29 protein-coding genes are annotated in these 24,226 nt (G+C 61.4%); 20 read left to right on the top strand and 9 right to left on the bottom strand.

Annotation, left to right across the window (positions count from 1 at the left end; genetic code table 11):
* The first annotated feature begins 1 nt into the window (after position 1).
* From DY926_RS09375 to DY926_RS09310, 14 genes are all read left to right on the top strand, one after another.
* Positions 2-211 (top strand): CCE_0567 family metalloprotein, encoded by a 210-nt coding sequence (locus DY926_RS09375; protein ID WP_116703134.1) that lies wholly within the window; start codon positions 2-4, stop codon positions 209-211.
* 2 nt (positions 212-213) lie between these two features.
* A complete protein-coding gene (fdxB, locus tag DY926_RS09370; RefSeq protein WP_116703133.1) occupies positions 214-498 on the top strand; it encodes a ferredoxin III, nif-specific in 285 nt (94 codons plus the stop codon).
* Positions 499-523: 25 nt separating this feature from the next.
* Positions 524-1,141: a nitrogen fixation protein NifQ gene (locus DY926_RS09365; protein ID WP_116703132.1), complete on the top strand. Its 618-nt coding sequence runs from the start codon at positions 524-526 to the stop codon at positions 1,139-1,141.
* A 207-nt stretch (positions 1,142-1,348) separates the two neighbouring features.
* Complete coding sequence (locus tag DY926_RS09360; protein WP_025812239.1) at positions 1,349-1,669, top strand: HesB/IscA family protein; 321 nt, start codon at positions 1,349-1,351, stop codon at positions 1,667-1,669.
* Positions 1,670-1,713: 44 nt separating this feature from the next.
* Positions 1,714-2,643, top strand: a complete 930-nt coding sequence (gene nifU, locus DY926_RS09355) for a Fe-S cluster assembly protein NifU (protein WP_116703131.1) — start codon at positions 1,714-1,716, stop codon at positions 2,641-2,643.
* 13 nt (positions 2,644-2,656) lie between these two features.
* The gene (gene nifS / locus DY926_RS09350) at positions 2,657-3,859 is read left to right on the top strand and encodes a cysteine desulfurase NifS (RefSeq protein WP_116703130.1); all 1,203 of its coding nucleotides are present in this window, start codon (positions 2,657-2,659) and stop codon (positions 3,857-3,859) included.
* A 35-nt stretch (positions 3,860-3,894) separates the two neighbouring features.
* Positions 3,895-5,037, top strand: coding sequence for a homocitrate synthase (gene nifV / locus DY926_RS09345; RefSeq protein WP_116703129.1), 1,143 nt, complete (start codon positions 3,895-3,897; stop codon positions 5,035-5,037).
* A gap of 41 nt (positions 5,038-5,078) precedes the next feature.
* On the top strand, positions 5,079-5,405 hold the full coding sequence (nifW, locus tag DY926_RS09340; RefSeq protein WP_116703128.1) for a nitrogenase stabilizing/protective protein NifW: 327 nt from the start codon (positions 5,079-5,081) through the stop codon (positions 5,403-5,405).
* 143 nt (positions 5,406-5,548) lie between these two features.
* Positions 5,549-6,403, top strand: coding sequence for an electron transfer flavoprotein subunit beta/FixA family protein (locus DY926_RS09335; protein ID WP_116703127.1), 855 nt, complete (start codon positions 5,549-5,551; stop codon positions 6,401-6,403).
* A gap of 13 nt (positions 6,404-6,416) precedes the next feature.
* Positions 6,417-7,511 carry an electron transfer flavoprotein subunit alpha/FixB family protein gene (locus DY926_RS09330; protein ID WP_116703126.1) on the top strand — a complete coding sequence of 365 codons (1,095 nt, stop codon included), beginning with the start codon at positions 6,417-6,419 and terminating at the stop codon, positions 7,509-7,511.
* Between the two features lie 10 nt (positions 7,512-7,521).
* Positions 7,522-8,832, top strand: a complete 1,311-nt coding sequence (locus tag DY926_RS09325) for an FAD-dependent oxidoreductase (protein WP_116703125.1) — start codon at positions 7,522-7,524, stop codon at positions 8,830-8,832.
* On the top strand, positions 8,829-9,116 hold the full coding sequence (locus DY926_RS09320) for a ferredoxin family protein (RefSeq protein WP_456305931.1): 288 nt from the start codon (positions 8,829-8,831) through the stop codon (positions 9,114-9,116). The genes DY926_RS09325 and DY926_RS09320 overlap by 4 nt, the downstream gene beginning before the upstream one ends.
* Entirely contained in the window at positions 9,091-9,978 is an 888-nt protein-coding gene (gene modD, locus DY926_RS09315; RefSeq protein ID WP_116703123.1) for a ModD protein, read from the top strand. The genes DY926_RS09320 and modD overlap by 26 nt, the downstream gene beginning before the upstream one ends.
* Positions 9,979-10,215: 237 nt before the next feature.
* On the top strand, positions 10,216-10,419 hold the full coding sequence (locus DY926_RS09310; protein ID WP_116703122.1) for a TOBE domain-containing protein: 204 nt from the start codon (positions 10,216-10,218) through the stop codon (positions 10,417-10,419).
* Positions 10,420-10,519: 100 nt separating this feature from the next.
* On the opposite strand, the gene nadC is transcribed toward DY926_RS09310, so the two are convergent.
* The 4 genes from nadC to DY926_RS09290 form a co-directional block, all read right to left on the bottom strand.
* Positions 10,520-11,374 (bottom strand): carboxylating nicotinate-nucleotide diphosphorylase, encoded by an 855-nt coding sequence (gene nadC / locus DY926_RS09305; protein WP_116703121.1) that lies wholly within the window; start codon positions 11,372-11,374, stop codon positions 10,520-10,522.
* Positions 11,371-12,939, bottom strand: coding sequence for an L-aspartate oxidase (locus DY926_RS09300; RefSeq protein WP_116703120.1), 1,569 nt, complete (start codon positions 12,937-12,939; stop codon positions 11,371-11,373). Before DY926_RS09300 ends, nadC begins: the two co-directional genes overlap by 4 nt.
* Positions 12,936-13,916, bottom strand: a complete 981-nt coding sequence (gene nadA / locus DY926_RS09295; RefSeq protein WP_116703119.1) for a quinolinate synthase NadA — start codon at positions 13,914-13,916, stop codon at positions 12,936-12,938. The genes DY926_RS09300 and nadA overlap by 4 nt, the downstream gene beginning before the upstream one ends.
* A gap of 138 nt (positions 13,917-14,054) precedes the next feature.
* Entirely contained in the window at positions 14,055-14,957 is a 903-nt protein-coding gene (locus DY926_RS09290) for an NUDIX hydrolase (RefSeq protein WP_196778569.1), read from the bottom strand.
* Between the two features lie 522 nt (positions 14,958-15,479).
* Here DY926_RS09290 and DY926_RS09285 point away from each other — a divergent pair.
* The 5 genes from DY926_RS09285 to DY926_RS09265 are packed head-to-tail and all read left to right on the top strand — an operon-like array spanning position 15,480 to position 21,014.
* Positions 15,480-17,156, top strand: a complete 1,677-nt coding sequence (locus DY926_RS09285; protein ID WP_186336124.1) for an OprO/OprP family phosphate-selective porin — start codon at positions 15,480-15,482, stop codon at positions 17,154-17,156.
* 57 nt (positions 17,157-17,213) lie between these two features.
* The gene (locus DY926_RS09280) at positions 17,214-18,239 is read left to right on the top strand and encodes a sulfate ABC transporter substrate-binding protein (RefSeq protein ID WP_116703118.1); all 1,026 of its coding nucleotides are present in this window, start codon (positions 17,214-17,216) and stop codon (positions 18,237-18,239) included.
* Positions 18,236-19,105 (top strand): sulfate ABC transporter permease subunit CysT, encoded by an 870-nt coding sequence (gene cysT, locus DY926_RS09275; protein WP_116703117.1) that lies wholly within the window; start codon positions 18,236-18,238, stop codon positions 19,103-19,105. Before DY926_RS09280 ends, cysT begins: the two co-directional genes overlap by 4 nt.
* A gap of 14 nt (positions 19,106-19,119) precedes the next feature.
* Positions 19,120-19,923: a sulfate ABC transporter permease gene (locus tag DY926_RS09270; protein ID WP_116703116.1), complete on the top strand. Its 804-nt coding sequence runs from the start codon at positions 19,120-19,122 to the stop codon at positions 19,921-19,923.
* Positions 19,920-21,014 carry a sulfate/molybdate ABC transporter ATP-binding protein gene (locus tag DY926_RS09265; protein ID WP_116703115.1) on the top strand — a complete coding sequence of 365 codons (1,095 nt, stop codon included), beginning with the start codon at positions 19,920-19,922 and terminating at the stop codon, positions 21,012-21,014. Before DY926_RS09270 ends, DY926_RS09265 begins: the two co-directional genes overlap by 4 nt.
* A gap of 131 nt (positions 21,015-21,145) precedes the next feature.
* Here the strand turns inward: DY926_RS09265 and DY926_RS09260 are convergent, their stop codons facing one another.
* Positions 21,146-21,679: a DUF4142 domain-containing protein gene (locus DY926_RS09260; RefSeq protein WP_116703114.1), complete on the bottom strand. Its 534-nt coding sequence runs from the start codon at positions 21,677-21,679 to the stop codon at positions 21,146-21,148.
* Between the two features lie 224 nt (positions 21,680-21,903).
* Positions 21,904-22,230, bottom strand: coding sequence for a con-10 family general stress protein (locus tag DY926_RS18060; protein WP_116703113.1), 327 nt, complete (start codon positions 22,228-22,230; stop codon positions 21,904-21,906).
* Positions 22,231-22,635: 405 nt separating this feature from the next.
* Between DY926_RS18060 and DY926_RS09250 the strand changes: the two genes are divergently transcribed.
* Complete coding sequence (locus tag DY926_RS09250; RefSeq protein WP_116703112.1) at positions 22,636-23,100, top strand: hypothetical protein; 465 nt, start codon at positions 22,636-22,638, stop codon at positions 23,098-23,100.
* 103 nt (positions 23,101-23,203) lie between these two features.
* Here the strand turns inward: DY926_RS09250 and DY926_RS17530 are convergent, their stop codons facing one another.
* The 3 genes from DY926_RS17530 to DY926_RS09240 form a co-directional block, all read right to left on the bottom strand.
* A complete protein-coding gene (locus DY926_RS17530) occupies positions 23,204-23,350 on the bottom strand; it encodes a hypothetical protein (protein ID WP_186336123.1) in 147 nt (48 codons plus the stop codon).
* A 72-nt stretch (positions 23,351-23,422) separates the two neighbouring features.
* Positions 23,423-23,761: a hypothetical protein gene (locus DY926_RS09245; protein ID WP_116703111.1), complete on the bottom strand. Its 339-nt coding sequence runs from the start codon at positions 23,759-23,761 to the stop codon at positions 23,423-23,425.
* 109 nt (positions 23,762-23,870) lie between these two features.
* Positions 23,871-24,107, bottom strand: coding sequence for a hypothetical protein (locus DY926_RS09240; protein ID WP_116703110.1), 237 nt, complete (start codon positions 24,105-24,107; stop codon positions 23,871-23,873).
* Positions 24,108-24,226 lie beyond the last annotated feature (119 nt).

Below are 24,226 nucleotides of genomic sequence, written 5' to 3'. Positions count from 1 at the left end.
CATGATGCAGATTGCTGAGATGAAGGCGGAACTGAAAAAGCTGTCCGCGCGGGCAACCCAGGCCAAGATGGACCTGCATGATCTGGCTGAGGACCTGCCCGTCAACTGGCAGACAATCACGGCCGTCGCGGCCCGGGCCCATCAGGCCTATGCGGACCTGACGGCAAAGCGCGAGGCGCTGAAGGCCGCCGAGGCAGCGGCAGGGGAATGAATATGGACTGCGTAACGCGTGATGGCCGGCCCTGGCAGCCGGATTACCTTCTCTCGATCAACCCGGCGGTGTGTATCGGCTGCGGGCGCTGCTTCAAGGTCTGTGGCCGTGGCGTCATGACCCTGCGCGGGATTGATGATGAGGGCAACGTGGTTGACGACGAAGACGAGGATGATGGTGACGTTGAACGCCGCGTGATGGTGATGGCGGACGCCGGTGCCTGCATAGGCTGTGGCGCATGCGCCCGGGTGTGCCCCACCGATTGCCAGACGCACGGGGCAGGCTGACAGAACCCGAAGGGATGGAAAAGCAATGCAGGCCACGGACATCTACGGCTGGCTTATGGCCGGTAGCGCGGGGGGCGAGTGTGACCAGTTCGATGCCCATGTTGTTGCCTCCATTCTCGCCCTTTCCCTCGTTCAGGCGCGTGAGCGGTCGGTCCCGCTGGCGCAACTGACCGGGCTGGGCGGTCGCGACATGGTTGAACTGGTCGGCAGGACATTGCCCGGTGCAAAGGAGCGTTTCGAGCGTCTGGCTGAAATGCCCGCGCCCGAGATGGATGCGACGGAGGCGGCGCTGCGTGACCTGCTGCGCCGGGGCAACTGTTCGGATGATGCCACATGGGGGCAACTGCTCGCGGCCCTGATCGCGCGCCGGGCAATGGAGCCCAACCACCTGTGGCAGGATCTGGGGCTGCGGCACAGGCGCGAGCTTTCGTGGCTGCTGGAACGTCATTTCGAGCCACTGGCGCGGCGCAACAGTGCGGACATGAAATGGAAGAAATTCTTCTTCCGCCTCATCTGCCGTGATGAAGGCTACAGTATCTGCACCACCCCCGTCTGTGATGAATGTGACGATTTTGACCAGTGCTTTGGCGAGGAGGATGGTGAAAGCCTGCTGGCGCGCATAGCGGCGGGCAAGGCCGCCTGAAAAATCATTCGCATGGCATAAAAGTATAATTCCAGTCCCGGCCCCGTGCCGGGATTTTTTATTTGTCGCGTCCGGACACGTCAGGAAGCCGACAAAGTTGCAAACCGTACAGATTCCGTACGGTGGAATGGTCAATCCCCGCCATCCGTTCTTGGCACGACGCTTGCGTCTTTCCAGACAAACCTTTCGTGGAAAGAGGAGTTCGCGATGATCCAGCTGACGCCAAGTGCCTGTGACGCCGTTCGCTCGGCAATCGCGGGGGCAGCCGGCCCGGTTGATGGCATCCGCATCATGGTTGAATCCGGTGGGTGTTCGGGCTTCAAATACATGATGGGGCTGGTCTCGGCGCCCGAGCCGTCCGACGTGATCATGGAAATGGATGGGGTGAAGGTTTTCGTCGATGCGGAGAGCATGCCGCATCTGGACGGCACGACCGTCGATTTTGTCGTGACGCTGGAGCAGTCCGGCTTCTCGTTCGACAACCCGAATGCGGCATCCAAATGCTCGTGCGGAAAATCCTTCAGTTAATACGCGTGCCAGGCGATTTCACCAGGTAACGGGAGGCGTGCCCCATGTGGGAATACTCTGATAAAGTACAGGAATACTTCTTCAACCCGAAAAACGCGGGAACGCTGGAAGATGCCAGCGGCGTGGGGGAAGTGGGCGCCATTGCCTGTGGCGACGCGCTGAAGCTCATGATCAAGGTGGACCCGGAATCCGAACGGATTACCGATGCACGCTTCCAGACCTTCGGGTGCGGTTCGGCAATCGCATCGTCCTCCGCCCTGACCGAGATCATCATCGGCAAGACGCTTGATGAGGCGCTGAAGATCACCAATCAGGACATTGCCGATTTCCTCGGCGGCCTTCCGCCCGAAAAGATGCACTGCTCCGTCATGGGGTACGAGGCCCTGCGCGCGGCGGTGGCCAATTATCGTGGCGAGGTCTGGGAAGACGACCATGAGGAAGGCGCGCTGCTGTGCAAGTGCTTTGGCATTGATGAAGGCATGATCGAGCGGGCCGTGCGCAATAACGGCCTTACCAGCATGGAGCAGGTGGCCCATTTCACCAAGGCGACAGGAAGCTGCGGCACCTGTGTCGAGGGTGTGGAAGCCGTGCTGGAAAAAACCAATGCCGAGATGGTGGCCGAGGGCCTGCTTGACCCCGCGCAGGCATTTGTCATGGGGGCGGTGCCGGTGGCGCCCGGCCGCCAGCAGCGCAAATCCCCGGTCGCACCTCCCGCCCCCGCCAGTTCCAGAATGACGACCGTGCAGAAGATCCGCGTGATCGAGGAAGTGCTGGAGGAACTGCGCCCCGCACTGCGCAACGATGGCGGTGATTGCGAACTGGTGGATGTGGAGGACAACCGCGTGATGGTCCGCATGACCGGCGCATGCGTCAACTGCCAGCTTGCGGCGGTGACCGTTCAGGGCATCCAGGGGCGTCTGGCCGAACGGCTGGGCATGCCGGTGCGCGTTATTCCGGTTCCGGCCGGGAAGTAAGGGAGTGGGCAAGATGAAGGCGGTCTATCTCGACAATAATGCAACTACCCGTGTCGATCCGGCTGCGGTTGCGGCTATGCTGCCCTTCTTTACCGAACAGTTCGGCAATGCATCCTCCATGCATGCCTTCGGTTCGGAAGTGGGGGGGGCCGTGCTGAAGGGGCGGCGGCAGCTACAGGCCCTGCTGGGCGCGCAGTTCGACCATGAAATCGTCTTTACCGGCGGCGGTACGGAATCCGACAACACGGCCATCCTTTCCGCGCTGGAAACACAGGGTGCCCGCAACGAGATCGTGACAAGCGCGGTGGAGCACCCGGCCGTGCTGGCACTGTGCGCGTGGCTGGAAAAGTCACGGGGCATCAAGGTGCACTATATCGGCGTGGATGCGCGCGGCAGGCTGGATGTCGAGGCGTATCGCAAGGCACTTTCACCGCGCACCGCCATAGCCTCCATCATGTGGGCCAATAACGAGACCGGCACGATCTTCCCGGTGGAAATGCTGGCCGAACTCGCCCATGAAGCTGGTGCCCTGTTCCATACCGATGCGGTGCAGGCTGTTGGCAAGATCCCGATGAACCTGAAGGAGACGGCAATCGACATGCTGTCCCTGTCCGGGCACAAGCTGCACGCGCCCAAGGGGATCGGGGCGCTGTACGTGCGCCGTGGCGTGCGGCTGCGGCCGCTGATCCGTGGCGGCCATCAGGAACGCGGGCGGCGCGCGGGCACCGAGAACGCGCCCGGCATTGTCGCCCTTGGTGTCGCGGCGGAACTGGCGCAGCAGCACATCAATGATGAAAACACCCGCGTACGTGCCATGCGTGACCGGCTGGAGCAGGGGCTGCTGCAGCGGATCGGCAATTCGTTCGTGGCGGGGGATGTGGAAAACCGCCTGCCCAACACCGCGAATGTTGCGTTCGAGTATATCGAGGGCGAGGCGATCCTGCTGCTCATGAACAAGGCGGGCATCGCGGCGTCATCAGGTTCGGCCTGTACGTCCGGCTCGCTTGAGCCATCGCATGTCCTGCGGGCGATGAAGGTGCCCTACACCGCAGCCCACGGCGCGATCCGCTTCTCGTTCTCACGCGAGAATACGGATGAAGACGTGGATCACGTGCTGGAAGTCATGCCGGGCATTATCGCCAGGCTGCGGGAAATGTCCCCGTTCTGGGATGGCAAGAATGCTGGCCAGTCCGGTTTTGCGCCGACCTATGCCTGATCCCGCGTTCCGCGGGGCAAGAGAGGGGACGCCATATGTCAGACTGCACACGCCTGATCGTAAATGACACCACCCTCAGGGATGGTGAACAGGCACCTGGTGTTGCGTTTACCGCTGCGGAAAAGCTCGAAATCGCCCGCGCGCTTGATCAGGCCGGCGTGGATGATATCGAGGCGGGTGTTCCGGCCATGGGCGATGACGAGATCGCCATCATCGCCGCCATTGGTGACACGGTGCAGCGCGCCCGTGTCATCCCGTGGTGCCGGATGCGCCATGAAGATATTCTGGTTGCCCGGCGTACCGGGCTGGACAGCATCCACCTGTCGGTCTCGACCTCCATGCGCCAGATCATGGCCAAGTACCGCACGTCGCCGCGTCGGGTGCTGGATATGGTTTATGATGTGGTGTCGCATGCCAGTGATTGCGGCCTTGCCGTGTCGGTAGGGGGCGAGGATGCCAGCCGCGCGGATATATCCTTCCTGCTGGATCTGGTCGGTATTGCGCAGCAGGCGGGGGCTTTCCGCTTCCGTTATGCCGATACGCTGGGGATCATGGAGCCGTTTGGCGTCTATGAAGTCATGACCCGGCTGCGCGAAAGCTGCAGGCTGCAGATCGAATTCCATGGCCATGATGATCTGGGGCTGGCGACCGCCAACACGCTGGCTGCCATTCGCGGTGGCGCGCATGGCGCCAGTGTCACCGTGCTGGGGCTGGGGGAGCGGGCGGGTAACGCCGCGCTGGAGGAAGTCGTGGTCGGCGCGCCGCGCCTGCTCGGGTGCCACAGCGGCGTTGACCCGGTGCAGTTGCCCGGGCTTGCAGCACTTGTCGCACGGGCCTCCGGTCGTGCGGTCCCGGTGGACAAGGCGATCGTAGGTGACAGCGTGTTCCGCCATGAATCCGGTATCCATGTCTCGGGGCTGCTGCGTGACACGGGCACCTATGAAGCACTGGACCCCATGCAGTTTGGCCGACGGCGCGAAATCGTGCTGGGCAAACATTCCGGGCGGGCCGCCATGCGCCATGCGCTGGAAACGCTGGGGCTTGAGGCGGATGACGCACTGGTTGTGGGCATGCTGGCATCCGTGCGTGAGCGTGCCGCGACTGCCAAGCGTAACGTCGCACTGAATGAAGTTGCGGAATTATACGCCGCCATGTCGGGCTGTAACCAGACACGGTGAGATGAACCTATACGGGGCACGGCCCACAGGGGAACAGGACGATGGGAATACTGGACGAACTGCGCCAGCTTTCGGCGGCTGAGGATTTTTTTCGCGTGCTTGACGTGCCGTACGACCCGCAGGTGCTCAATGTGGCCCGGCTGCACATCCTGCGCCGCATGGGTACCTATCTCAATGGTGCCGATATCGAACAGGGTGGTGATGATGCCGCGTGCCGTGCGCTGTGCCGTGCGCAGCTTCAGCGTGCCTATGATGACTTCACCCGCTCGACCCCCATTACGGAACGTGTGTTCAAGGTGCATCGGGACGCCATCCGCCCGTCCGGTGCTTTTGTCAGCCTGTCGGAGTTGACACAAAGCGGGGAGTAAAACCCGACGTAATCGTGTCGCGCCGCTCCGGCGGGGGCGTTCGTAATGCAATTGCCCGTTGTTTGCAGCGGGTCCGCGGTTGGCACGCCTTTTGCGCCCCGGGGGGACAGGACGTGCACGGCACGCCGAGGGAGCTCGTGGAAATGCAAATATTTGTCTGTATCAAACAGGTTCCGGACAGCGGGCAGATCCGCGTTCACCCTGTGACCAATACGATCATGCGGCAAGGTGTGCCGACAATCATCAACCCCTACGACCTGTTCGGTCTGGAGCAGGCGCTGCGCCTGCGTGACAGGTTCGGTGGTGAGGTCACGGTAATGACCATGGGGCCGCCAATGGCTGTTGACAGCCTGCGCAAGGCGCTGACCTACGGCGCGGACCGTGCGGTCCTGCTGACGGACCGTGTGTTCGCCGGGTCCGATACGCTCGCGACCAGCTATGCCCTGTCCAACCTGATCCTGAAGGCGGGTGAGACATGGGGCGCGCCTGACATCGTGTTCTGCGGCAAGCAGACCATTGATGGCGATACCGCCCAGGTCGGTCCCGGCATCGCCCGCCGTCTGGGCCTGTCACAGTTGACCTATGTGTCCGGTATTGACGACATGGACCTGACGGACCGGCAGATACTGGTCCGCCGCCGTGGAGACCATGGGGTGCAGGTCCTGCGCTCTCAGTTGCCCGTCATGGTCACGATGATGGAAGGCTCGAACGAAATCCGCCGGGGAACGCAGGCGGACGCACTGCGCGCCGCCCGGGCGGAGGTGGTGAAGTGGAACGCTGCCACCGTGGGCATACCCGATGTCAGCCTGTGTGGCCTGCGTGGCTCGCCCACGGTGGTCAAGAAGGTCTTCGCCCCTACCGCGCGTGAGGAAAAGGCCGAGATGGTTGCCACGACGGATCAGTCCCCCGTCGCCATGGCCGATGCGCTGATCAACCAGATATTCACCCGCCAGCCCGCATTGCAGGACGACCTGCTCCGGCAGGCGGCCGGACACTGAAGGAAAGACTGGCATGAGCAATCAGACTTCACGGCCAGCCGGAAGCGGCCGCGCCAACATGAAGCGGGAACTGCCCGAACATTTCCGCTCCTACAAGCATGTGTGGGTTTTCATTGAATTCGAGCATGGCCGGATTCATCCCGTCTCGCTGGAACTGCTGGGGGAAGGGCGTAAGCTCGCCGACAAGCTGGAAGTCGAACTGGCAGCCGTCATCGCGGGCAGTGGGCACGATGCGCTGGAAGAAGTGGCCGGGACCACTTTTTCCTACGGTGCGGACCTTGCCTATATCATTGATAACCCCGTGCTGGCGGATTACCGCAATGAACCCTACACACGGGTCATGACGGCGCTGGTGGAGAAGTACCAGCCTGAAATCATGCTGCTGGGTGCGACGGTTCTGGGTCGTGATCTGGCCGGTGCGGTGGCGACAACGCTCAAGACCGGGTTGACGGCGGACTGCACCGAGCTTGCCATTGATGGTGAGCGTTCGCTTGCCGCCACGCGGCCGACATTCGGCGGGTCGCTCCTGTGCACGATCCATACGCTGAACTACCGCCCGCAGATGGCGACGGTGCGTCCCCGTGTCATGGCGATGCCGGTCGCGCAGGAAGGGCGCAGCGGGCGGATTGTCGAGTTCACGGTTGACCTGAAGGAAGAAGACATCATCACCAAGGTGCTCGACTTCCTGCCCGATACGGCTAATGAAGCGGCCCAGCTTGCCTTTGCCGATATTGTCGTGGCAGGCGGCATTGGGCTGCGCACCAGCGAGAACGTGCAGCTTGTGCGTGACCTGGCCAACGCGCTGGGCGGGGACTGGGGTGGTTCGCGCCCGCTGGTGCAGAAAGGCTGGATTCCGGCGGAACGGCAGATCGGCCAGACCGGCAAGACCATCCGTCCGCGCCTGTACATTGCCGCTGGCATTTCCGGCGCGATCCAGCACCGTGTGGGCGTTGAGGGCGCGGACCTTATTGTTGCAATCAACACCGACCCGCAGGCGCCGATTTTCGATTTCGCGCATGTGGGGATCACGGCGGATGCGATTACGCTTCTGCCGGCACTGACCAATGCCTTCAGGCAGCGCCTGAGCGTAAACCGGCTTGCGGGTTGAGGAGAGAGTGATGACTCACGAGCATTTTGACGCCATCGTCGTCGGTGCGGGCCCGTCAGGCAATGCCGCGGCCTATACGATGGCGCAGCGGGGCCTGAAGGTCCTGCAGATCGAACGCGGGGAGTATGCAGGTTCCAAGAACGTGCAGGGCGCGATCCTGTATTCCGATGCGCTGGAAAAGATCATCCCCGATTTCCGCGACGAAGCGCCGCTGGAACGGCACGTGATCGAACAGCGGATCTGGATGATGGATGACGCCGGGCATACCGGCATGCACCACCGCAGCGATGACTACAACGAGGACAGGCCCAACCGTTACACGATCATCCGTGCGCAGTTTGATAAGTGGTTCAATCGCTGCGTGCGTGAAATCGGTGTGACCGTCCTGTTCGAGACAACGGTCACGAGCCTGATCACCGATGAGAACAAACGGGTGATCGGCGTGCAGACGGACCGCGATGGCAACGGCATCTTTGCCGATGTGGTGGTGCTGGCCGAAGGCGTGAACGGCCTTGTCGGCCAGCGTTCGGGGCTGCGCCGGGAACTGCGCCCCGAGGATGTGGCGCTGGCGGTCAAGGAAATGCACTTCCTCCCGCAGGAAGTGATTGATGCCCGCTTCAACCTCAAGGGTGAGGAAGGTGTCGTGATCGAGGCCATGGGCACGATTACGGATGGCATGGTTGGCACTGCCTTCCTGTACACCAACCGTGAATCAATCTCGGTCGGTGTGGGATGCCTGGTCAGCGAGTTCGCCAAAAGTGGCGAGGCCACACCCCATGGCATCCTTGACCGTTTCAAGAACCACCCCAGCATCAAGGCCCTGCTGGAGGGTTCGGAAATCAAGGAATATGCAGCACACCTGATCCCCGAAGGGGGCTTCCGCGCCGTGCCCGAACTGGTGGGTGATGGCTGGATTGTGGTGGGGGATGCGGGGCATTTCGTCAATGCGGTGCATCGTGAAGGTTCCAACCTGGCCATGACCACCGGCCGCCTAGCGGGGGAAGTGGTGGCGAACATCCTCGGCTCATGCATGACCTGCACGCGCGACAACCTGCAGACCTATGTCAGGCAGCTTGAGGACTCCTTCGTGATGAAGGACATGAAGAAATACAAAAATGTGCCACGCATGCTGGAACAGGGTGGCCGCCATATCATGGACCTGTATCCACGGTTGCTGAACCGCTCGGCACAGACATGGTTCCGTGTCGATGGGAAGGACAAGAAGTCCAAGGAATCCGACATTCTGCGTAGTGCGCGGCAGGCCCGCGGGTTGACTGGCCTGCTGGGGGATGCATTCAAACTGGCGAGGGCATGGCGATGAGTGACGATCGGGTAGAAAACCGTCTGTTCCAGAACAGGTATGTTGTGGATGTGGGGCGTCCGCATATCGAGATCCGTCCGCACGAAGTCCCGTCGCGCGAACTGGTGGCTATGACGCGGGTCTGTCCGGCGGGCTGCTACAGCCAGAACGAACAGGGTCAGGTCGAGATCACGGCCGATGGCTGCATGGAATGTGGCACCTGCCGTGTTGTCTGCGCGAAGTCAGGCGATATCAAATGGAACTATCCCCGAGGCGGCTATGGCGTCCTGTTCAAGTTCGGATGAATGTCTGGCCCCGCTGGCCAATACCCTGCTTGATACGCTGCTTGCGGAAGATGTGCCCTTTGGGGACCTGACAACGCGGGCGCTGGGGATCGGCCGGAAACCGGGCGTCATGACATTTGCCGCCAGGCATGAGCAGGTTGCGTGCTGCACGGAAGATGTGGCCGCATTGCTGACACGCCTGGGGGCGGACGCCGAAATCACGACCGGAAGTGGCACGCGCGTGGCGCCCGGGCAGCTTCTGCTCCGGGCGTCCGGCCCGGCTGGTGCGCTGCATATGGGCTGGAAAGTCGCCCAGACATTGCTGGAATGGGCGGCAGGGATCGCAACGGAAACGAACGATATCGTTCGTGCCGCCCGCGCCGGAGACAATGCGCCCCCCGCTGGCGTGGCCATTGCCTGTTCGCGCAAGGCGCCACCGCTTACGCGGGCGGTGGCGGTCCGTGCGGTGCAGGCGGGCGGGGGGATCATGCATCGGACGGGACTGTCCGACACCATTCTGGTCTTTGCCGAACATCTGGCGTTCATGGACCCGTGTGAAGGGCTGGATCAGGCCGTGTCCCGCCTGCGTGCCAATGCGCCGGAACGGCGGATCGTGATCGAGGTCTGTGACATGGAATCCGCCATGGCGGCGGCGATTGCGGGGGCCGAGGCCCTGCAACTGGAAAAATTCGCACCCGAAGCCATCCAGCAGCTTCGCGCCAGTCTGGCGGCCGCTGGCCTGTCCCCCCGCATTGTGGCGGCAGGCGGCATCAATGCGCGGAATGTGGAACAGTACGTAAGGGCGGGTGCCGATATTATCGTGACATCCGCGCCCTATGCGGCGAAACCACGCGATGTGCAGGTTACAATAAAACCGGCATGATTGCGTATATGTCCATTTCCGCCTGACTATATTTGGTTGTAGTGAGTTAAAGAGGTTATTATTATCAATATTTTATATATTCAGGGTGCATGAGGCATCTAAAATCTGATCGCGGCTTGGTTGTTGCGCAAAATTTGTATTGATAGAATATGCTGTGCAATGTAATTAATATCTCATTACATAATATCCGGATATGAATATCGGGATATAGTTGGAATATTTGGAGAGAGTTGAAAAATGAAAATCAGCGCACGTAACCAGATTGCTGGCAAGATTGTTGAAATCATCAAGGGCGCGACGACCTCGCATGTCAGCATTGATATCGGCGGCAAGATCATCACGGCCTCCATCACCAATGAATCCGTGGCGGACATGAAGCTCAAGGTCGGTGAACCCGCAACCGCCATCATCAAGGCATCTGACGTCATGGTCGGTGTGTAAAAGGTAACGGCCCCACCCGTGTCGGTGCATGGGTGGGGTATTTTTTCTGCCGGAACCGACGGGGGAGGCGTCTTAACGGCGCGCCATATGCTCCATCATATCAGGCCTGATAATCCAGCCCGATATCCAGAACCCGCACGGTATGGGTAAGCCAGCCGAGCGAAATCAGGTCAACACCACTCTGCGCCACGGCTATGATGGTTTCGGGCGTAATGCCGCCGGAGGCTTCGGTCACCGCGCGACCGTTCACCAGTTGCACGGCCTCGCGCAGCATGTCGGGCGGCATGTTATCAAGCAGGAAGACATCAACCCCCCCGACTTCCAGCCCCTCGGCCAACTGCTCCAGCGTATCCACTTCCAGTTCGATACGGACCAGATGCCCCGCATTGGCCCGGGCCCGTTCAACTGCGGGGCGGATGCCACCGGCAAAAGCCAGATGATTGTCCTTTATCAGGATGGCGTCATCCAGCCCGAAGCGGTGATTGTTCGCACCACCAGCCCTGACCGCATATTTCTGTATGGCACGCAGGCCGGGCATGGTCTTGCGTGTGCAGGTAATCCTGGCGTGGTAGGGGCGCACCAGTTCAACCAGTTGCGCGGTGGCCGTGGCGATACCGCTGAGATGCGAGAGGAAATTCAGCCCGACCCGCTCACCCGACAGGATGCCACGCGCGGGCCCCGCCACGGTGGCAAGACGCGTACCGGCCGTGACCGCACTCCCGTCGGATACATGTGGTTCAAACGTAATGCGCGGGTCCATGAGCGCGAAGGACAGGCGGGCCATGTCCAGTCCGGCAATGACACCATCCTGCCGGGCAACAAAGGCCGCGCGCACGGGTGTGTTGGTATCGATTATGACGGCATCGGTTGTCAGGTCGCCCGCACGGCCCAGATCTTCCAGAAGCCCGGCGCGCACAAGTGGTTCAAGCATGATGTCGGGCAGGGGATGGATCATGTGGGCGTTCTCTCATGTTCTGGCAGGCTGGAGCGTATGCCGGTATCCACCATGCTGGCGATCCGGGTCCGCAGTTCCGGCAGGGTGAAGCCTGAGGACACGCCTGCATCACGCGATGTAGGGAAATCACTGCGGAAGTGCGCGCCCCGGCTTTCATGGCGTTGCAGGGCGGCATAAAGAATGGTCGTGCAGATCAGGCCGGCATCCGTCCGCATATCGGCTGACAGGCGTTGCAGTCCTTCAAGCAGCCCATCACCCGTGCGGATGACACCGGCATAATGGCTCATGATCCGGCGGTAAGGCTGGGATGGGGCAGGCCGCACGGTTTCCATATCCGCAACCGGCATGACGGAGGGCGGCGCGGGCAAGGTGCAGCCATCAAGGGCTTGCCCGATCCATGATCCATAGGCAGCGGCCTCAAGCAGCGAATTGCTGGCCAGCCGGTTTGCGCCGTGCAGGCCGGTACAGGCGACTTCCCCCGCTGCCCACAGGCCGGTAATGCCGGTGCGGCCCTGCATGTCCACCACCACGCCCCCCATGTGATAATGGGCGGCGGGGCGCACAGGTATGGGCTGGGTGACCGGATCAATCCCGTGGGACTGGCACAGCGCGAAGATGGCCGGGAAATGGTGGGGAAAGTCAGCGCCGACCGCCTTGCGGGCATCAAGGTATATCCTGTGCCCCTGCATCATGTGCCGCCAGACCGCGCGTGCCACGGTGTCGCGCGTGGCCAGTTCCTCGGTAAACCGTGCGCCGGTTTCATCAACCAGGATGGCGCCCTCACCACGCACGGCCTCGCTGATCAGGCAGAGCCTCTGCCCCTCCTTTCCGGCGGAAAGGGCGGTGGGATGGAACTGTACGAATTCCATATTGCCCAGGACCGCCCCCGCCCGCGCGGCAATGGCAAGCCCGCTGCCGGTTGCGCCTGCGGGGTTGGTCGTATCGGCAAACAGGCTGCCCACCCCGCCGGTCGCCAGCACGACCGCCGTTGTGGGAAGGGTCAGTTCCCGGCCTGATACGGCCAGCCGCAGGCCCGCAACCGCGCCGTCATGCATGACAATATCACGCGCATGGGCATGCTCGATTACGGTAATGCGTGGTGTCTGGCGCACGCGGGCCACCAGGGCGCGCATGATCATGGCACCGGTGGCGTCTTCTCCCGCATGGGCGATGCGGCGGCGGGAATGTGCGGCTTCCAGCCCCAGTTGCAGGCTGCCATCGGCCTGCCGGTCCCATTTTACGCCCAGATCCGTCAGGCGTGTAATGATGGCGGGGCCATCACGGGTAATGCGGTCCACAACCTGCGGGTCGCACAGTCCGGCCCCGGCCTGCAATGTGTCTGCCGCATGCAGCGCAGGTGAATCATCCGGACCAACGGCGGCGGCCATGCCCCCCTGCGCCAGTACGCTTGAACCGGGGGGAGGGGTCACATCTTCCAGTCGCCCCGCGCACAACACGACGCAACGGCGCGTGGTGGACAGCGCCGTCATGAGCCCCGCCAGCCCCGCACCGACAATAAGCGGCTGACCGGCAAGCTGTTCCAGCGCGGGGAGGTGGCGGGTCATATCGCCAGCATGCGTTCAACAGCGCGGCGGCCACGGCTGGCCAGTTCCGGGTCCAGCGTGACTTCATGCGTCATGTTTTCCAGCGCCTGCCGGATGTTGGACAGGGTGATGCGCTTCATGTGCGGGCACATGTTGCACGGGCGCACGAACGATGTCTGCGGGTATTTTACCGCAAGGTTGTCGCTCATGGAACATTCCGTCACCAGCAGGATACGGCTTCCGGCATGTTCGCGCACGAAATCACCCATCATGGCGGTTGAACCGCTGAAGTCGGACGCGGCAACCACTTCCGGCGGGCATTCGGGATGCGCGATGACGACCAGACCGGGATGGTCGGCGCGCATGCGGGCGATCTCCTGCGGGGTGAAGCGTTCATGCACCTCGCAGTGGCCGGGCCAGGTGATCATCTTGATACCGGTTTCCGCCTCGATATTGCGGGCAAGATATTCATCGGGGATCATGATGACCCGGTCCGTGCCCAGGCTTTCCACCACCCGTTTTGCGTTGCCCGATGTGCAGCACACATCGGTCTCGGCCTTCACCTCGGCCGAGGTATTGACGTACGAGACAACCGGCACACCCGGATGCAGCGCGCGCAGCATGCGCACATCCTGCGCGGTGATGGAATCCGCCAGTGAGCAGCCCGCATGCATGTCCGGTATCAGGACGGTGCTGTGCGGATTGAGCATCTTGGCCGTTTCCGCCATGAAATGGACACCGGCCATGACAATCACATCGGCCTGCGTATCCTGCGCCTCGCGTGCCAGGGCAAGGCTGTCGCCCCGGATGTCGGCCACGCAATGGAAGATTTCCGGCGTCTGGTAATTATGCGCCAGAATGACGGCGTTACGCTCACGCTTCAGGACTTCAATCGCCCGGATATCCTCGACAAAGGTCTCCCATTCCATTTCAGGGACCAGATGACGCACCCGGTCATACAGCCCGTCTGTCCTGTCCTTCAACGCGATCTGGTTCATGGCCATTTTTCCTTCCATTCCCGCCTAAGATTTATGCTCATATTGAGTATAAGCCGTCCGGCAGGAGCCGCCCCGACACTTCCAGAGGGAAACCACCCGTTTGTCAATCAGGATTTTCGTGAGGTCTGCTACCCGGTGTCAGGGCAGGGCGAGGGGAACCTTGGTGCCCGTGATCTGCCGCGCCTGCCTGACTTCCCCACAGAAACGGAACAGCCGGGCAGGCCGTCCGCCAGTCCGTTCCTCCATTGCGCCTGTTTCCTCAATCAGTTGCTGCTGCATGATCAGGCGCCGGAAGTTCTGTTTATGTATATGGATACCCGATAGGCTTTCCACCATACGCTGGAGCTGCAGGAGCGTGAATTCTTCCGGCATCAGCTCGAATACCACCGGGCGGTAACGTATCTTTGCACGCAGCCGGGCCATGCCGGTGGCCAGGATGCGGCGGTGGTCATGATACATCGCCAGCCCCGGCACGGCGTGTTCGAGGGGGCAGCCAGCTTCCACCACTAGTCCCGCCTCGTACAGCAGTTCGTAACGCTGGAGCACCAGTTCGTCATTCCATGCCGACAGGTTGCCAATGGCGAACAGGCTCGCGCAGCGCTGCTTCTGCCGCATGCGCGTGGCGGGGTTTTCCATCCCGGCCACCCATTGCTGGAGCTTGTGTTCGATCAAGGCACGACAGGTCCGGCCTTCCTCGGCCTTGTAGTTTTCCCACGGGAAATAGTCGTACCAGTTCCGCCACCCGGTCTCACCCGCATGGCTCCGGGTCAGGGCGAGATAGGAAATGGCGATCATCCTGCCCTGTGGCATGGCCAGCGTGCGGTCATGATCGGCAAAGGTATAGAGCTGTTCCACATGGCCGATCGGGTGCCCGGTCTGGCGCTCCACCCACGCGCGGACCCCGGCCTGAAGGGAGCGGTGCGTGCTTTCAAGCGGCCCCGATGGCAACGACCGCCCATGGTCAATTGTCATGACCAGCGGGCTGTCATCCCGCGCAGCGGTAAGAACGGCGATCAGTTCGATCATTATCTGGGTCGTCATGCCGGCGGCACCGTATCACGCCTGTCCCCGGCGTGAGGAGAGATTTCCATCGGGTATGCGCAGAAAAGATTCCCGTGCCCGCATGGTGCTGGCGGGGTGTCGCCGACATATTTCACGCTAGAGTTTGTAATTTAAATAACGATAAATTATCGTGCTTATGGATATATGGCGGGGTCATGGGGATTAGGCTGTTTTCCCCTCTGCCGAGAAATGCCACGCCTGATGTTTTCATCGCTGCAAGAAGGCCGGAAACATTAGGGGGTATTCTCATAACATTCAGAAAATAAAAACAAAATCATTATGCCGGGCTAAAATTTACGATAATGATCGTGGATTTTGGTGTGGTACATACGCATCTGAATCGCCCAATCCATATTAAACACACAAAAATCGCACAATGAGATTAAACTACCCATTGACCTGATGGTTTATGATGGATTAACCACGATGTAACGCAGTCAATACGACAATCACCGTCATATGACGTGATTTATGAGCGTGCCATAAGTGGGAAAGAAAAAGATGGTCGTGCAACTGGGCAGTCGACATATCCTAACATTCAGTGCCGTGATTTCCGCGACCATCTGCCCCTCCCTGGCCATGGCGGCTTCGCAGGATGAGTCAATCATCGCGCTGCGTCGCGAAATGCTGGAAATGCGCCGGCAGATGTCGGGCGAGATCCAGCAGCTTAAGGCGCGGATCGTGCGTGATGAGGGACCGGGCGCGCTGCGTTCATCCAGCCTGGCCAGCAGGCGCCAGCAGGTGGCCCGCGCCGCCGCGCAGCCTGCCCCGTGGTCGGGACCGCTGCCTGTGATCGGGGATGTCGAAGGTGCGTCCCACCCGCATGGTCCGCGCACCGATGCCGAAACCCGCACCGCCCTGTCCGAGGGGCCGATCCCGTCCTGGGCCGAATTCAAGGCGGCATCGGAACAGGATGAGAGCGTGCATATCGGTGGCATGCGCATCGGCTTTCCGTCTGGCCGACCGACTATTGCATCCGATGACAAGGCGTACAGCTTTTCCGTAGGCCTGCTGGCGCAGGAAGATATTGGCGGCTTTGTGGGTAGCGGCCCGAAACCGGGGGAGACCAAGGGCAATTTCAATAACCTGACGGAAAACGCCCGTCGGCTGCGGCTGTACTTCACATGGCGTTACAAGGACTGGGTTGCGAACGTGACGCCTGATTTCGGCTCCAGCTCCGTCGATGGCACGGTCGGGCTGTTCGAGGCCAACCTGAACTATACCGGCTTCAACCATACCACGCTTACAGTTGGTTACTTCCAGCCGCGCGGTGATGAGGAAAGTGCAGAACGTTCGGGGGCTTTCGAATTCCTCGAACGCCCGACCATCGTGGATCTGGTGCGCAACATTGCCGGTGGCGTGGCCCGCTTCAGCATTGGCGGTGAGCATTACGAAGACCGCTGGCTGGTGGCCGGTTATTTCACGGGCCAGAAATTCGGGGATCGTAGCAAGGACACCACAATCACGGACAGCCAGACCGGCGGCGTGCTGCGTGTGGCAGGGCGACCCTATGTCAGCAAGGATATTGACCTCTATGTGGGGGGAAGCGCCACCACCGCGTTCAAGGTCAATGAAAGTTCGAAGGGGCGTCAGTACACCTTCAGTGACAATACCGAAATCCCGCTGGGCGAGACCTCTCTCCTGAGTTCGGGGGCCCTGACCGATGTGGCCCAGATCTGGGCGGCGGGGCCGGAACTGGCGCTTCGCTGGCGGCGCTTCCTGCTGAAGGGGCAGTACTACCACGTTGGCGTCCAGCGCGATCATTCGGGCACGGACCCGCTGCCCTCACTGGGTTTTGACGGCTGGTATGTCGCGGCCAATTACACGCTGTTCGGGAAACCGCGTGGATATAACTCCAAGATCGCCGCTTTCACGACCCCAGGTGTCGAAAAGGACTTTGACCCCGCACACAACCACTGGGGCGCGCTTGAGTTGTCCGGGCGGTGGAGTGTCACGGATCTGGATGACGTGCCCAATCAGGGCGGGACAGGCATCAACGGCAACCAGCAGACCGCGTGGGAGGCGGGCCTGAACTGGTACCCCAACCGCCATATCCGGTTCATGCTTGATTATGAGCGTTTCATCATCAGCCGGAGCACCGGCGGGTCGAACAAGGCCATTAACGTGCTGGGCCGGGATGGCAATGCCGTTGTCGGGCGCATCCAGGCTTCTTTCTGAACTTTTCACGGGCCGCCCGGTGCCGGGCATCTATTACAGAAATCAGGGACGATCTTCATGTCTGACATATTCTCTCCCACCCGCCGCCGGTTTTTCGGTCTTGCCCTTGCGGCGGGTGCCGCCCCGCTTATCCGGCCGCGACGGGCGTGGGCTGCGTCCACGCTGCTGAACGTTTCCTATGATCCGACGCGTGAACTCTATCAGGAAATCGACCGTGATTTCTCCCGCGCATGGGCGCAGGCACATGGTGGCAGCCCGGTCCAGATCCGCACGTCCCACGGTGGGTCGGGTGCGCAGGCGCGTTCGGTGCTGGAGGGCGCGCCTGCTGATATCGTAACCCTCGGGCTGGCATATGATATTGATATCCTTGCCCAGAACGGATTGCTGGCGGCGGACTGGCAGAAGCGCCTGCCGCATAATTCCACGCCGTTCACCAGCACCATCGTCTTTCTGGTGCGCAAGGGGAACCCGAAGAACATCCGCGACTGGCCCGACCTGCTGCGTGACGGTGTGCAGGTCATTACCCCCAACCCCAAGACATCGGGCGGGGCGCGCTGGAATTATCTGGCCGCGTGGGGCTGGGCGCTCAGGCAGCCCGGCGGAACGCCGGATACGGCGCGTGCGTACCTCAAATCCCTGTTCGGCCATGTGCCGGTGCTCGATACGGGCGCGCGTGGGGCGACAAACAGTTTTGTCCAGCGCGGTCTGGGTGATGTCCTGCTGGCGTGGGAAGACGAGGCCCTGCTGGCCACGCGGGAGCTTGGGCCGGAGCAGTTCGATATTGTCGTGCCCCCCGTCACGATCCTGGCGGAGCCGCCCGTTGCAGTGGTGGACCGGAATGCGCAGGCCCATGGCACGACGGAGATTGCACAGGCCTATGTCGAATTCCTGTTCAGCCCCGTGGGCCAGAAGATCGGCGCCCGGCATTACTTCCGCCCGGTTGACCCGGCCATTCTGGCGGAAAACCGTGAGCGGTTCGCGGATGTGCATACATTTGACATCGCCAGCCTTGGCGGATGGGCGAAAGTACAGAAAGACCATTTTGCCGATGGCGGCATCTTTGATGGCATTTATACAAAATGACGGCGCTGCGCCTCCTGTCCGGGCGGTTTGCGTGGCCCCGGCGGCGTGATGCGCTGCCGGGCTTCGGCATCGGTCTGGGCCTGACCCTGCTGTGGCTGGGTGTTCTGGTCATCCTTCCGCTCACGGCGCTGATGGTGCGCCCGTGGAGCGGCGGCATCCATGACGGCGCGCGCGCGGTTGCCAGCGCCATGCGTGACGGGCGGATGCTGGCCGCGCTCCGGGTCAGTTTCTGCTCGGCCCTGATCGCGGCGCTGGCTGACCTGGTGCCGGGGCTGCTGCTGGCCTGGGCGCTGGTGCGTTCCGACATTCCGGGCCGGCGCGTGATCGACATGCTGGTGGAACTGCCCTTCGCCCTGCCGACCGCCGTGGTCGGCATTACCATGGCGACGCTGTACGCCGCCAATGGCTGGATCGGCGCACCGCTGGCGCGCATGGGGCTGCGCGTGGCCTATACGCAGACGGGTATCGTGATCGCCCTCATGTTCATCGGCCTGCCCTTTGTGGTGCGTACGGTCGCCCCCGTGCTGCGCAACCTGCCGCGTGATGTGGAGGAAGCGGCCGAAGTGCTGGGCGCCAGCCGCGCGCAGGTAGTGGGCCGGGTCATACTGCCCGCGCTTTATCCCGCACTGGTCACGGCGTTCGGCATGGCTTTCGCGCGTGGCATAGGGGAATACGGTTCCGTCATCTTCATTGCCGGGAACCAGCCGTTCCATACGGAAATCGCGCCCCTGCTGATCATTATCCGCCTGCAGGAATATGACACGCGCGGTGCGACGCTGATCGGGGTTGTGCTTGTCGTGCTCTCGCTGCTTTCCCTTGCAGCAATCAGCGTGCTGCGCCGCTGCCTGTCACACGCACAGGCATGAGGGGGACAATCACGATGACACGCTTCATGTTCGCCAGCATCGTCTATCTGCTGGTCGCCATCATGATCATTCCGCCGCCGGTGCTGGTGTTCGTCATGGCGCTTTCCCACGGTGTGGGCACCATGCTGGCAACATTTGCCGATCCCGATGCGTTATCGGCCATCCGCCTGACCGTTCTTGTCACGGCGGCGACCGTTGTCATCAACACGGGTTTTGGCGTGATGGCGGCATGGACGCTGTCACAGTTCCGCTTTCCCGGCCGGGGGCTGCTGATCGTGCTGGTTGAACTGCCGCTCAGTGTCTCGCCGGTGGTGGGGGGACTGATCTGGCTGCTGGTTTTCGGGACGCAGGGATGGTGGGGCAAGGTGCTGGAGCAGTGGGGCTACCCCATCATGTTCGCGCCACCGGGCATGGTGCTGGCCACGCTGTTTGTCACCTTTCCCTATGTCACGCGCACCCTCATGCCCATGCTGGCGCATAACGGGCGCGAAGCCGAGGAAGCGGCGGTCATGCTGGGTGCCGGGTTATGGCAGGTACTGTGGCATGTCACCCTGCCGGGCGCGCGGCTGGCGCTTGTATCTGGTGTGTTGCTGACCACCGCGCGGGCGATGGGTGAATTCGGGGCCGTGTCAGTTGTGTCGGGTCACATTCCCGGCCTGACGGAAACCATGCCGCTGCATATCGAGACCCTGTACAATGGCTACCAGACGGTGGCCGCGTTCACGATGGCCGCACTCCTTGCTCTTATGGCCATTACCGTCGTGATTGCCCGCAATATTGTCGAACGGCGTCATGCCAGAATGGGAATAGCCGCATGAGCGTGAACCTGGACCATATCATCCGTGTCAGCCCCCGGAACGGGCAGCCCATTGTCGATGATGTCTCCCTCACGGTGGCCGATGGCAGCTTTACCGCACTGGTTGGCCCGTCGGGCGCGGGCAAGACATCGTTGCTGCGCATCATTGCCGGGCTGGACCCGCATCAGGGCGGGCAGGTGTCCATTGATGGCGCGCGGGTGGATAACCTTGCGGCACGGGAGCGGAACATAGGTTTCGTGTTCCAGCATTATGCCCTGTTCGCGCATATGAGTGTGGCGGACAATATCGGCTTTGGCCTGTCCATCCGCCCCCGCCGCACACGCCCGACACGGGCGGAAATAGCCAGCCGGGTGGCGGAGCTTCTGGACCTCATGCAGCTTCCCGGCGTGGGTGGGCGCTATCCGCACCAGTTGTCGGGTGGGCAGCGCCAGCGTGTGGCACTTGCGCGCGCGCTGGCCACGGGGCCGCGCCTGTTGCTGCTGGATGAACCGTTCGGCGCGTTGGACCCGCTTGTGCGCAGGCAGATCCGTGGCTGGCTGCGTGACCTGCATGAGCGGCTGGGCCTGACCACCATTCTTGTCACCCATGACCGGCAGGAAGCGACCGAACTGGCGGATACGATCGCGCTGATGCGCCATGGGCGCATTGTGCAGGCCGGGACCGCACGGCAACTGGAGGAAAGCCCGGCCAGCCCGTTCGTGATGGAATTCACGGGCGATGTGATCCGTATTCCCGGCCGGGTTGAACATGGGCTGTTCATAGCCGACATGCCCGATATTCACGCATTCGCCACTACTGGTGCTGACGGCAGGGCGGATGTGCTTATTCGCCCCTCCGATATCCGCCTGCTGCCAGAACGCGGCGGGGCGATGGCATGGCTGCGCCAGACGCGCGGCATGCTGGGCACATATGATTTCACGACCAGTGTGGGCATACAGGGCCTGCGGTTTGAAACAGTGGTGCCGGACGGGGCGGCTCCCATTGTCGTTAACTGCGCGCTCGACATATCGGCGGGGCGTATTGCGCGTGACGATGCGTGGATACAGCCGGTGGCGGTAACGGCAACTGCGGTACCGGCGCTGCGCACGTAATGTGTAGCCAGATCATGCGCAGGACGTTGCGCGGTGTGGCCTGCCACGTATCGAAAGCCCATGCCGGTCGGGGGCAGGGGCCATGTATGCCCGGTATTGGAATGACTGATAGCCTGTTCTGGCACCCTGCTTTACTGCGGCAGAGCGCGGGCCATCTTCAGGTGGTTTTCAAGCGTGGGAAGGGTGCGCGCGGCCCATGCCTTCAGTGCCGGGTTGTCCCCGCCTTCGGCATAGCGCCGGTACAGAGATACAGCATCTTCATGGCCTGAAATCTGGTCCGAACGGTACTGCAGGGTGAAATCATTGCCGTGGAGCGATTTGAGTTTGTCCAGCATGCTCTGGTGATTTTCATCCAGGGCGGTCGGCTGGTCCACCTGCAGGTTGTTGCTATGGACAATATCCGTAAGGGATGCGGAGATCTTTTTATGATCCTCGATCATCCGCGCGGCAAAGGTGCTCAGCGTCGGGTTGTGGTTCTGCTGTGCCAGTTCACTGGACTGGATTTCATACAGGTCACTGATCGTGGCGATCTTGATAAAATCCGCCGTGCGGGAGGCAACGCCCATAAGGGAATTGATGCCGCTCTTTTCCGGTATGGACTGCGCCATGGCGGGCACCGATATGCAGGTTGCCAGCCCCAGCATGGCTATCATGATTTTATTCATTGGTTACGACTCCCTATGCGTGGTGGTGGCGTCAACAGGAAGCGAAGCACCATAAAAACAGGCACGAATACATAATCCGGTGCAGGAAGCCCGGAATTATATTTTCATTCCATTTTCAAATTTCATTTATGGTATGCAGCGCAATGCCTGCATAAAGCCGTGTTTTGTCCAGATGGTCCTGCATTGCGGCAGGGCGGAACCTGAAAGGTTCCGCCCACCGGAAGTCAGCCCTTGTCGGCATCGTGGTCGTGACTGTGCTGTCCCCCCTTGCGGCCCGCCTCGGCCGCGCGCTGCGGGTCCTGGGCAAAGTTGCCCGAGCTGTGCTGTCCTCCCTTATGGCCGGCTTCGGCCGCCCTTTGCGGGTCCCGGGCAAAATTGCCGCCGCTGTGCTGGCCGCCCTTGCGTCCGGCTTCGGATGCTTTCTGGGGGTCATTGGCAAAGTTGCCGGGGTTGTGTTCGGCGCCGCCGCCCTGGCCACCACTGCCGCGTGTGCCGGCAGGTGCTGTTGCGGGAATTCTGGCATCTTCATGCGGGTAGATACGATAAACCATGATCGTTCACCTTTCTGGATTGCAGCGGCCCGGTGGTCCTTGTTATCTCTCACCCCCCCGCCTGTGGGGTTGTGGTGAGAAAGCGATCCCGGCATTGCACGCTGCGGATAGGTTAACGGAGCACCCGGTGCGGGGTTTCCCGTTTTGCGGAGGAATAAAAATAAATATTCCCCGCATTCATGAAGTACGTATCGAATTCATAATATAAAGTTGGTGTGTATTTCGCAATGCGGAATATTTTTGTCTTGTATATTCTTCGGTATGGTCCAAAATGTAGCATGACTGCATGGCGGTGTTATGACGCAGGTTCACCCGCCGCATATTTTTTCTTGCCATTTTAAATGGCAGGGGGTGAACGCCAGCCCATACATGCCAGCATCTGTACGAAAACGGGGATTGGTGAGGATGCAATATCTGTCACGTCTTGCTTTTGCAGCGGCCAGTATCATGCTCATGCTGCTTGCGCTCATGCTTCTGGTGTTCGGGATGGTGGACCTGGTTACGGCCTTCTCACATTCAGCACATGCGGGCAGGAGCGCGCTCCTGCAGGCGATCAGTTATGTCGTGATTGCCGTGGCGGTGTTTGATGTGGCGAAATATTTTGTGGAAGAAGAGGTTATCCAGACCAGCGGCAAAAAAAGCCTGGGGGAAGCCCGTGCAAGCCTGACCAAGTTCATCACCACAATCATCATCGCGGTTTTCATTGAGGGGCTGGTCGGGGTTTTCGAGAGCAATACCAGCGAACCATCTGATATTCTCTATCCGGCCAGCCTGCTGGTGGTCGCGACCCTGATCGTGCTGGCGCTGGGCGCATTCCAGCGCATGAGCGTGGATGCGGAACGCGAAAAGCTGAAGGTCGGGGGTGAATGAACAGGAAGCCCCATCCCCGTGGGGGGAAGGGGCCTTGCCGTGTCAGGGAATGGCGTGCGCAACCATCCCGAAAACTGACGTGGGAAGCGTCGGGCCGGAGGGTTTATTTGTCCGGCCCGGTCGTCCGTCCCTGCGCTGGGGGATCGCTTGCGGGAAAGCTCTCGTCCAGAGCTTCGTCACGCCCTTCATCCGCCTGCTTTTCCTCGGGCGTAGGGGGCTTGTCCTTCAGGGGGTCGGGTCTGTTCTGCATGATCGGGGTACCTTCGTATGGATGTTGGTTTCCCGGCAGAGGGATGCGGCACCTTACGGATGTGGCGCCGCGTCAGTCATCGCTTCTGTCGGCGGGGGAGGGGGTCTTGTTGCCGCCGCGTGAGCTGCGTCCCTCGCTGCCATGGTCATGATGGTGCGTCGTGCTGCCGTTGGGCGGCGGCTGGGTTCCGGGCTGCTCGGACACGGTGCGGGGGTTGTTCCACAGCTTGTCGGACGGCTCCACCCGTTTGCCGTTGGGCGTGGTTGCCGAAGGCGGGTTCCGGCCCACTTCGGATGCCGCTGAATTCGCGGTCGGCGCGGGTTCATTCCCCATGTCGGACTGTGCCATGGCCATGGCCGGAACACTGGCCACAATTGCCGCGAGCAGGGTTGAACGTAATGTGTTTGCCATGTCTTTGTCTCCCTTCTGTCCAGACCTAAAGCCCCGGAAAGTCCGAAGGTTGCATACCATTTCATCAGGTCGTGCGGTCCTGCGGCGGGCTGCCTGCCGCAGGACCGCATCAGTCCTGCCGGTGGCGTGGCGGGTGGTCGTTGCAGCTTTCGGGGTTCTGCTCGGTGCCCTTGTGGCTGGTGGCCTCGATCCGCTCATCGTTATCGAGGGTGGATTCCGGCTCGTCTTCCCCCGCGCGGGGTTTTCCCGTCCCGCTTCCCTTTGGCTCCTGCCCGCCAGTTGGGTTGCCGGCCAGGGCCAGCGGAAAGGGGGGAGACTGTATATGGACATATGTGCGGCAGATCATCGTCTTTCTCCGTTTATGGAAGAGGTCACGAGAATGGGCCTGCTATCTGTGCATGCGCACCTAACGGCACATGGGGGAAAGAGTTTTTCAGTTTTCCACAAACCCCGTAACTGCTTTTC

It is taken from the genome of Komagataeibacter melaceti (assembly GCF_003403295.1).
GTDB classification, from domain to species: Bacteria; Pseudomonadota; Alphaproteobacteria; order Acetobacterales; family Acetobacteraceae; genus Komagataeibacter; species Komagataeibacter melaceti.
The sequence above is the reverse complement of the archived record's forward strand: the minus strand, read 5'-3'. Positions and strand labels throughout refer to the sequence as shown.

Coding starts and splice junctions, on each gene's coding strand:
- fdxB (WP_116703133.1), top strand. CDS start 214: ATGGACTGCGTAACGCGTGATGGCCGGCCCTGGCAGCCGGATTACCTT.
- DY926_RS09290 (WP_196778569.1), bottom strand. CDS start 14,957: ATGACGACCCAGATAATGATCGAACTGATCGCCGTTCTTACCGCTGCG.
- DY926_RS09310 (WP_116703122.1), top strand. CDS start 10,216: ATGAAAATCAGCGCACGTAACCAGATTGCTGGCAAGATTGTTGAAATC.
- DY926_RS09270 (WP_116703116.1), top strand. CDS start 19,120: ATGACACGCTTCATGTTCGCCAGCATCGTCTATCTGCTGGTCGCCATC.
- DY926_RS09260 (WP_116703114.1), bottom strand. CDS start 21,679: ATGAATAAAATCATGATAGCCATGCTGGGGCTGGCAACCTGCATATCG.
- DY926_RS09335 (WP_116703127.1), top strand. CDS start 5,549: ATGCAAATATTTGTCTGTATCAAACAGGTTCCGGACAGCGGGCAGATC.
- DY926_RS09375 (WP_116703134.1), top strand. CDS start 2: ATGATGCAGATTGCTGAGATGAAGGCGGAACTGAAAAAGCTGTCCGCG.
- DY926_RS17530 (WP_186336123.1), bottom strand. CDS start 23,350: ATGCAGAACAGACCCGACCCCCTGAAGGACAAGCCCCCTACGCCCGAG.
- DY926_RS09360 (WP_025812239.1), top strand. CDS start 1,349: ATGATCCAGCTGACGCCAAGTGCCTGTGACGCCGTTCGCTCGGCAATC.
- nadC (WP_116703121.1), bottom strand. CDS start 11,374: ATGATCCATCCCCTGCCCGACATCATGCTTGAACCACTTGTGCGCGCC.
- DY926_RS09250 (WP_116703112.1), top strand. CDS start 22,636: ATGCAATATCTGTCACGTCTTGCTTTTGCAGCGGCCAGTATCATGCTC.
- nifS (WP_116703130.1), top strand. CDS start 2,657: ATGAAGGCGGTCTATCTCGACAATAATGCAACTACCCGTGTCGATCCG.
- modD (WP_116703123.1), top strand. CDS start 9,091: ATGGCGTCCTGTTCAAGTTCGGATGAATGTCTGGCCCCGCTGGCCAAT.
- DY926_RS09365 (WP_116703132.1), top strand. CDS start 524: ATGCAGGCCACGGACATCTACGGCTGGCTTATGGCCGGTAGCGCGGGG.
- nifU (WP_116703131.1), top strand. CDS start 1,714: ATGTGGGAATACTCTGATAAAGTACAGGAATACTTCTTCAACCCGAAA.
- DY926_RS09330 (WP_116703126.1), top strand. CDS start 6,417: ATGAGCAATCAGACTTCACGGCCAGCCGGAAGCGGCCGCGCCAACATG.
- DY926_RS09325 (WP_116703125.1), top strand. CDS start 7,522: ATGACTCACGAGCATTTTGACGCCATCGTCGTCGGTGCGGGCCCGTCA.
- DY926_RS09285 (WP_186336124.1), top strand. CDS start 15,480: ATGGTCGTGCAACTGGGCAGTCGACATATCCTAACATTCAGTGCCGTG.
- DY926_RS09240 (WP_116703110.1), bottom strand. CDS start 24,107: ATGATCTGCCGCACATATGTCCATATACAGTCTCCCCCCTTTCCGCTG.
- DY926_RS09300 (WP_116703120.1), bottom strand. CDS start 12,939: ATGACCCGCCACCTCCCCGCGCTGGAACAGCTTGCCGGTCAGCCGCTT.
- DY926_RS09245 (WP_116703111.1), bottom strand. CDS start 23,761: ATGGCAAACACATTACGTTCAACCCTGCTCGCGGCAATTGTGGCCAGT.
- DY926_RS18060 (WP_116703113.1), bottom strand. CDS start 22,230: ATGGTTTATCGTATCTACCCGCATGAAGATGCCAGAATTCCCGCAACA.
- nadA (WP_116703119.1), bottom strand. CDS start 13,916: ATGAACCAGATCGCGTTGAAGGACAGGACAGACGGGCTGTATGACCGG.
- DY926_RS09280 (WP_116703118.1), top strand. CDS start 17,214: ATGTCTGACATATTCTCTCCCACCCGCCGCCGGTTTTTCGGTCTTGCC.
- DY926_RS09320 (WP_456305931.1), top strand. CDS start 8,829: ATGAGTGACGATCGGGTAGAAAACCGTCTGTTCCAGAACAGGTATGTT.
- nifV (WP_116703129.1), top strand. CDS start 3,895: ATGTCAGACTGCACACGCCTGATCGTAAATGACACCACCCTCAGGGAT.
- DY926_RS09265 (WP_116703115.1), top strand. CDS start 19,920: ATGAGCGTGAACCTGGACCATATCATCCGTGTCAGCCCCCGGAACGGG.
- cysT (WP_116703117.1), top strand. CDS start 18,236: ATGACGGCGCTGCGCCTCCTGTCCGGGCGGTTTGCGTGGCCCCGGCGG.
- nifW (WP_116703128.1), top strand. CDS start 5,079: ATGGGAATACTGGACGAACTGCGCCAGCTTTCGGCGGCTGAGGATTTT.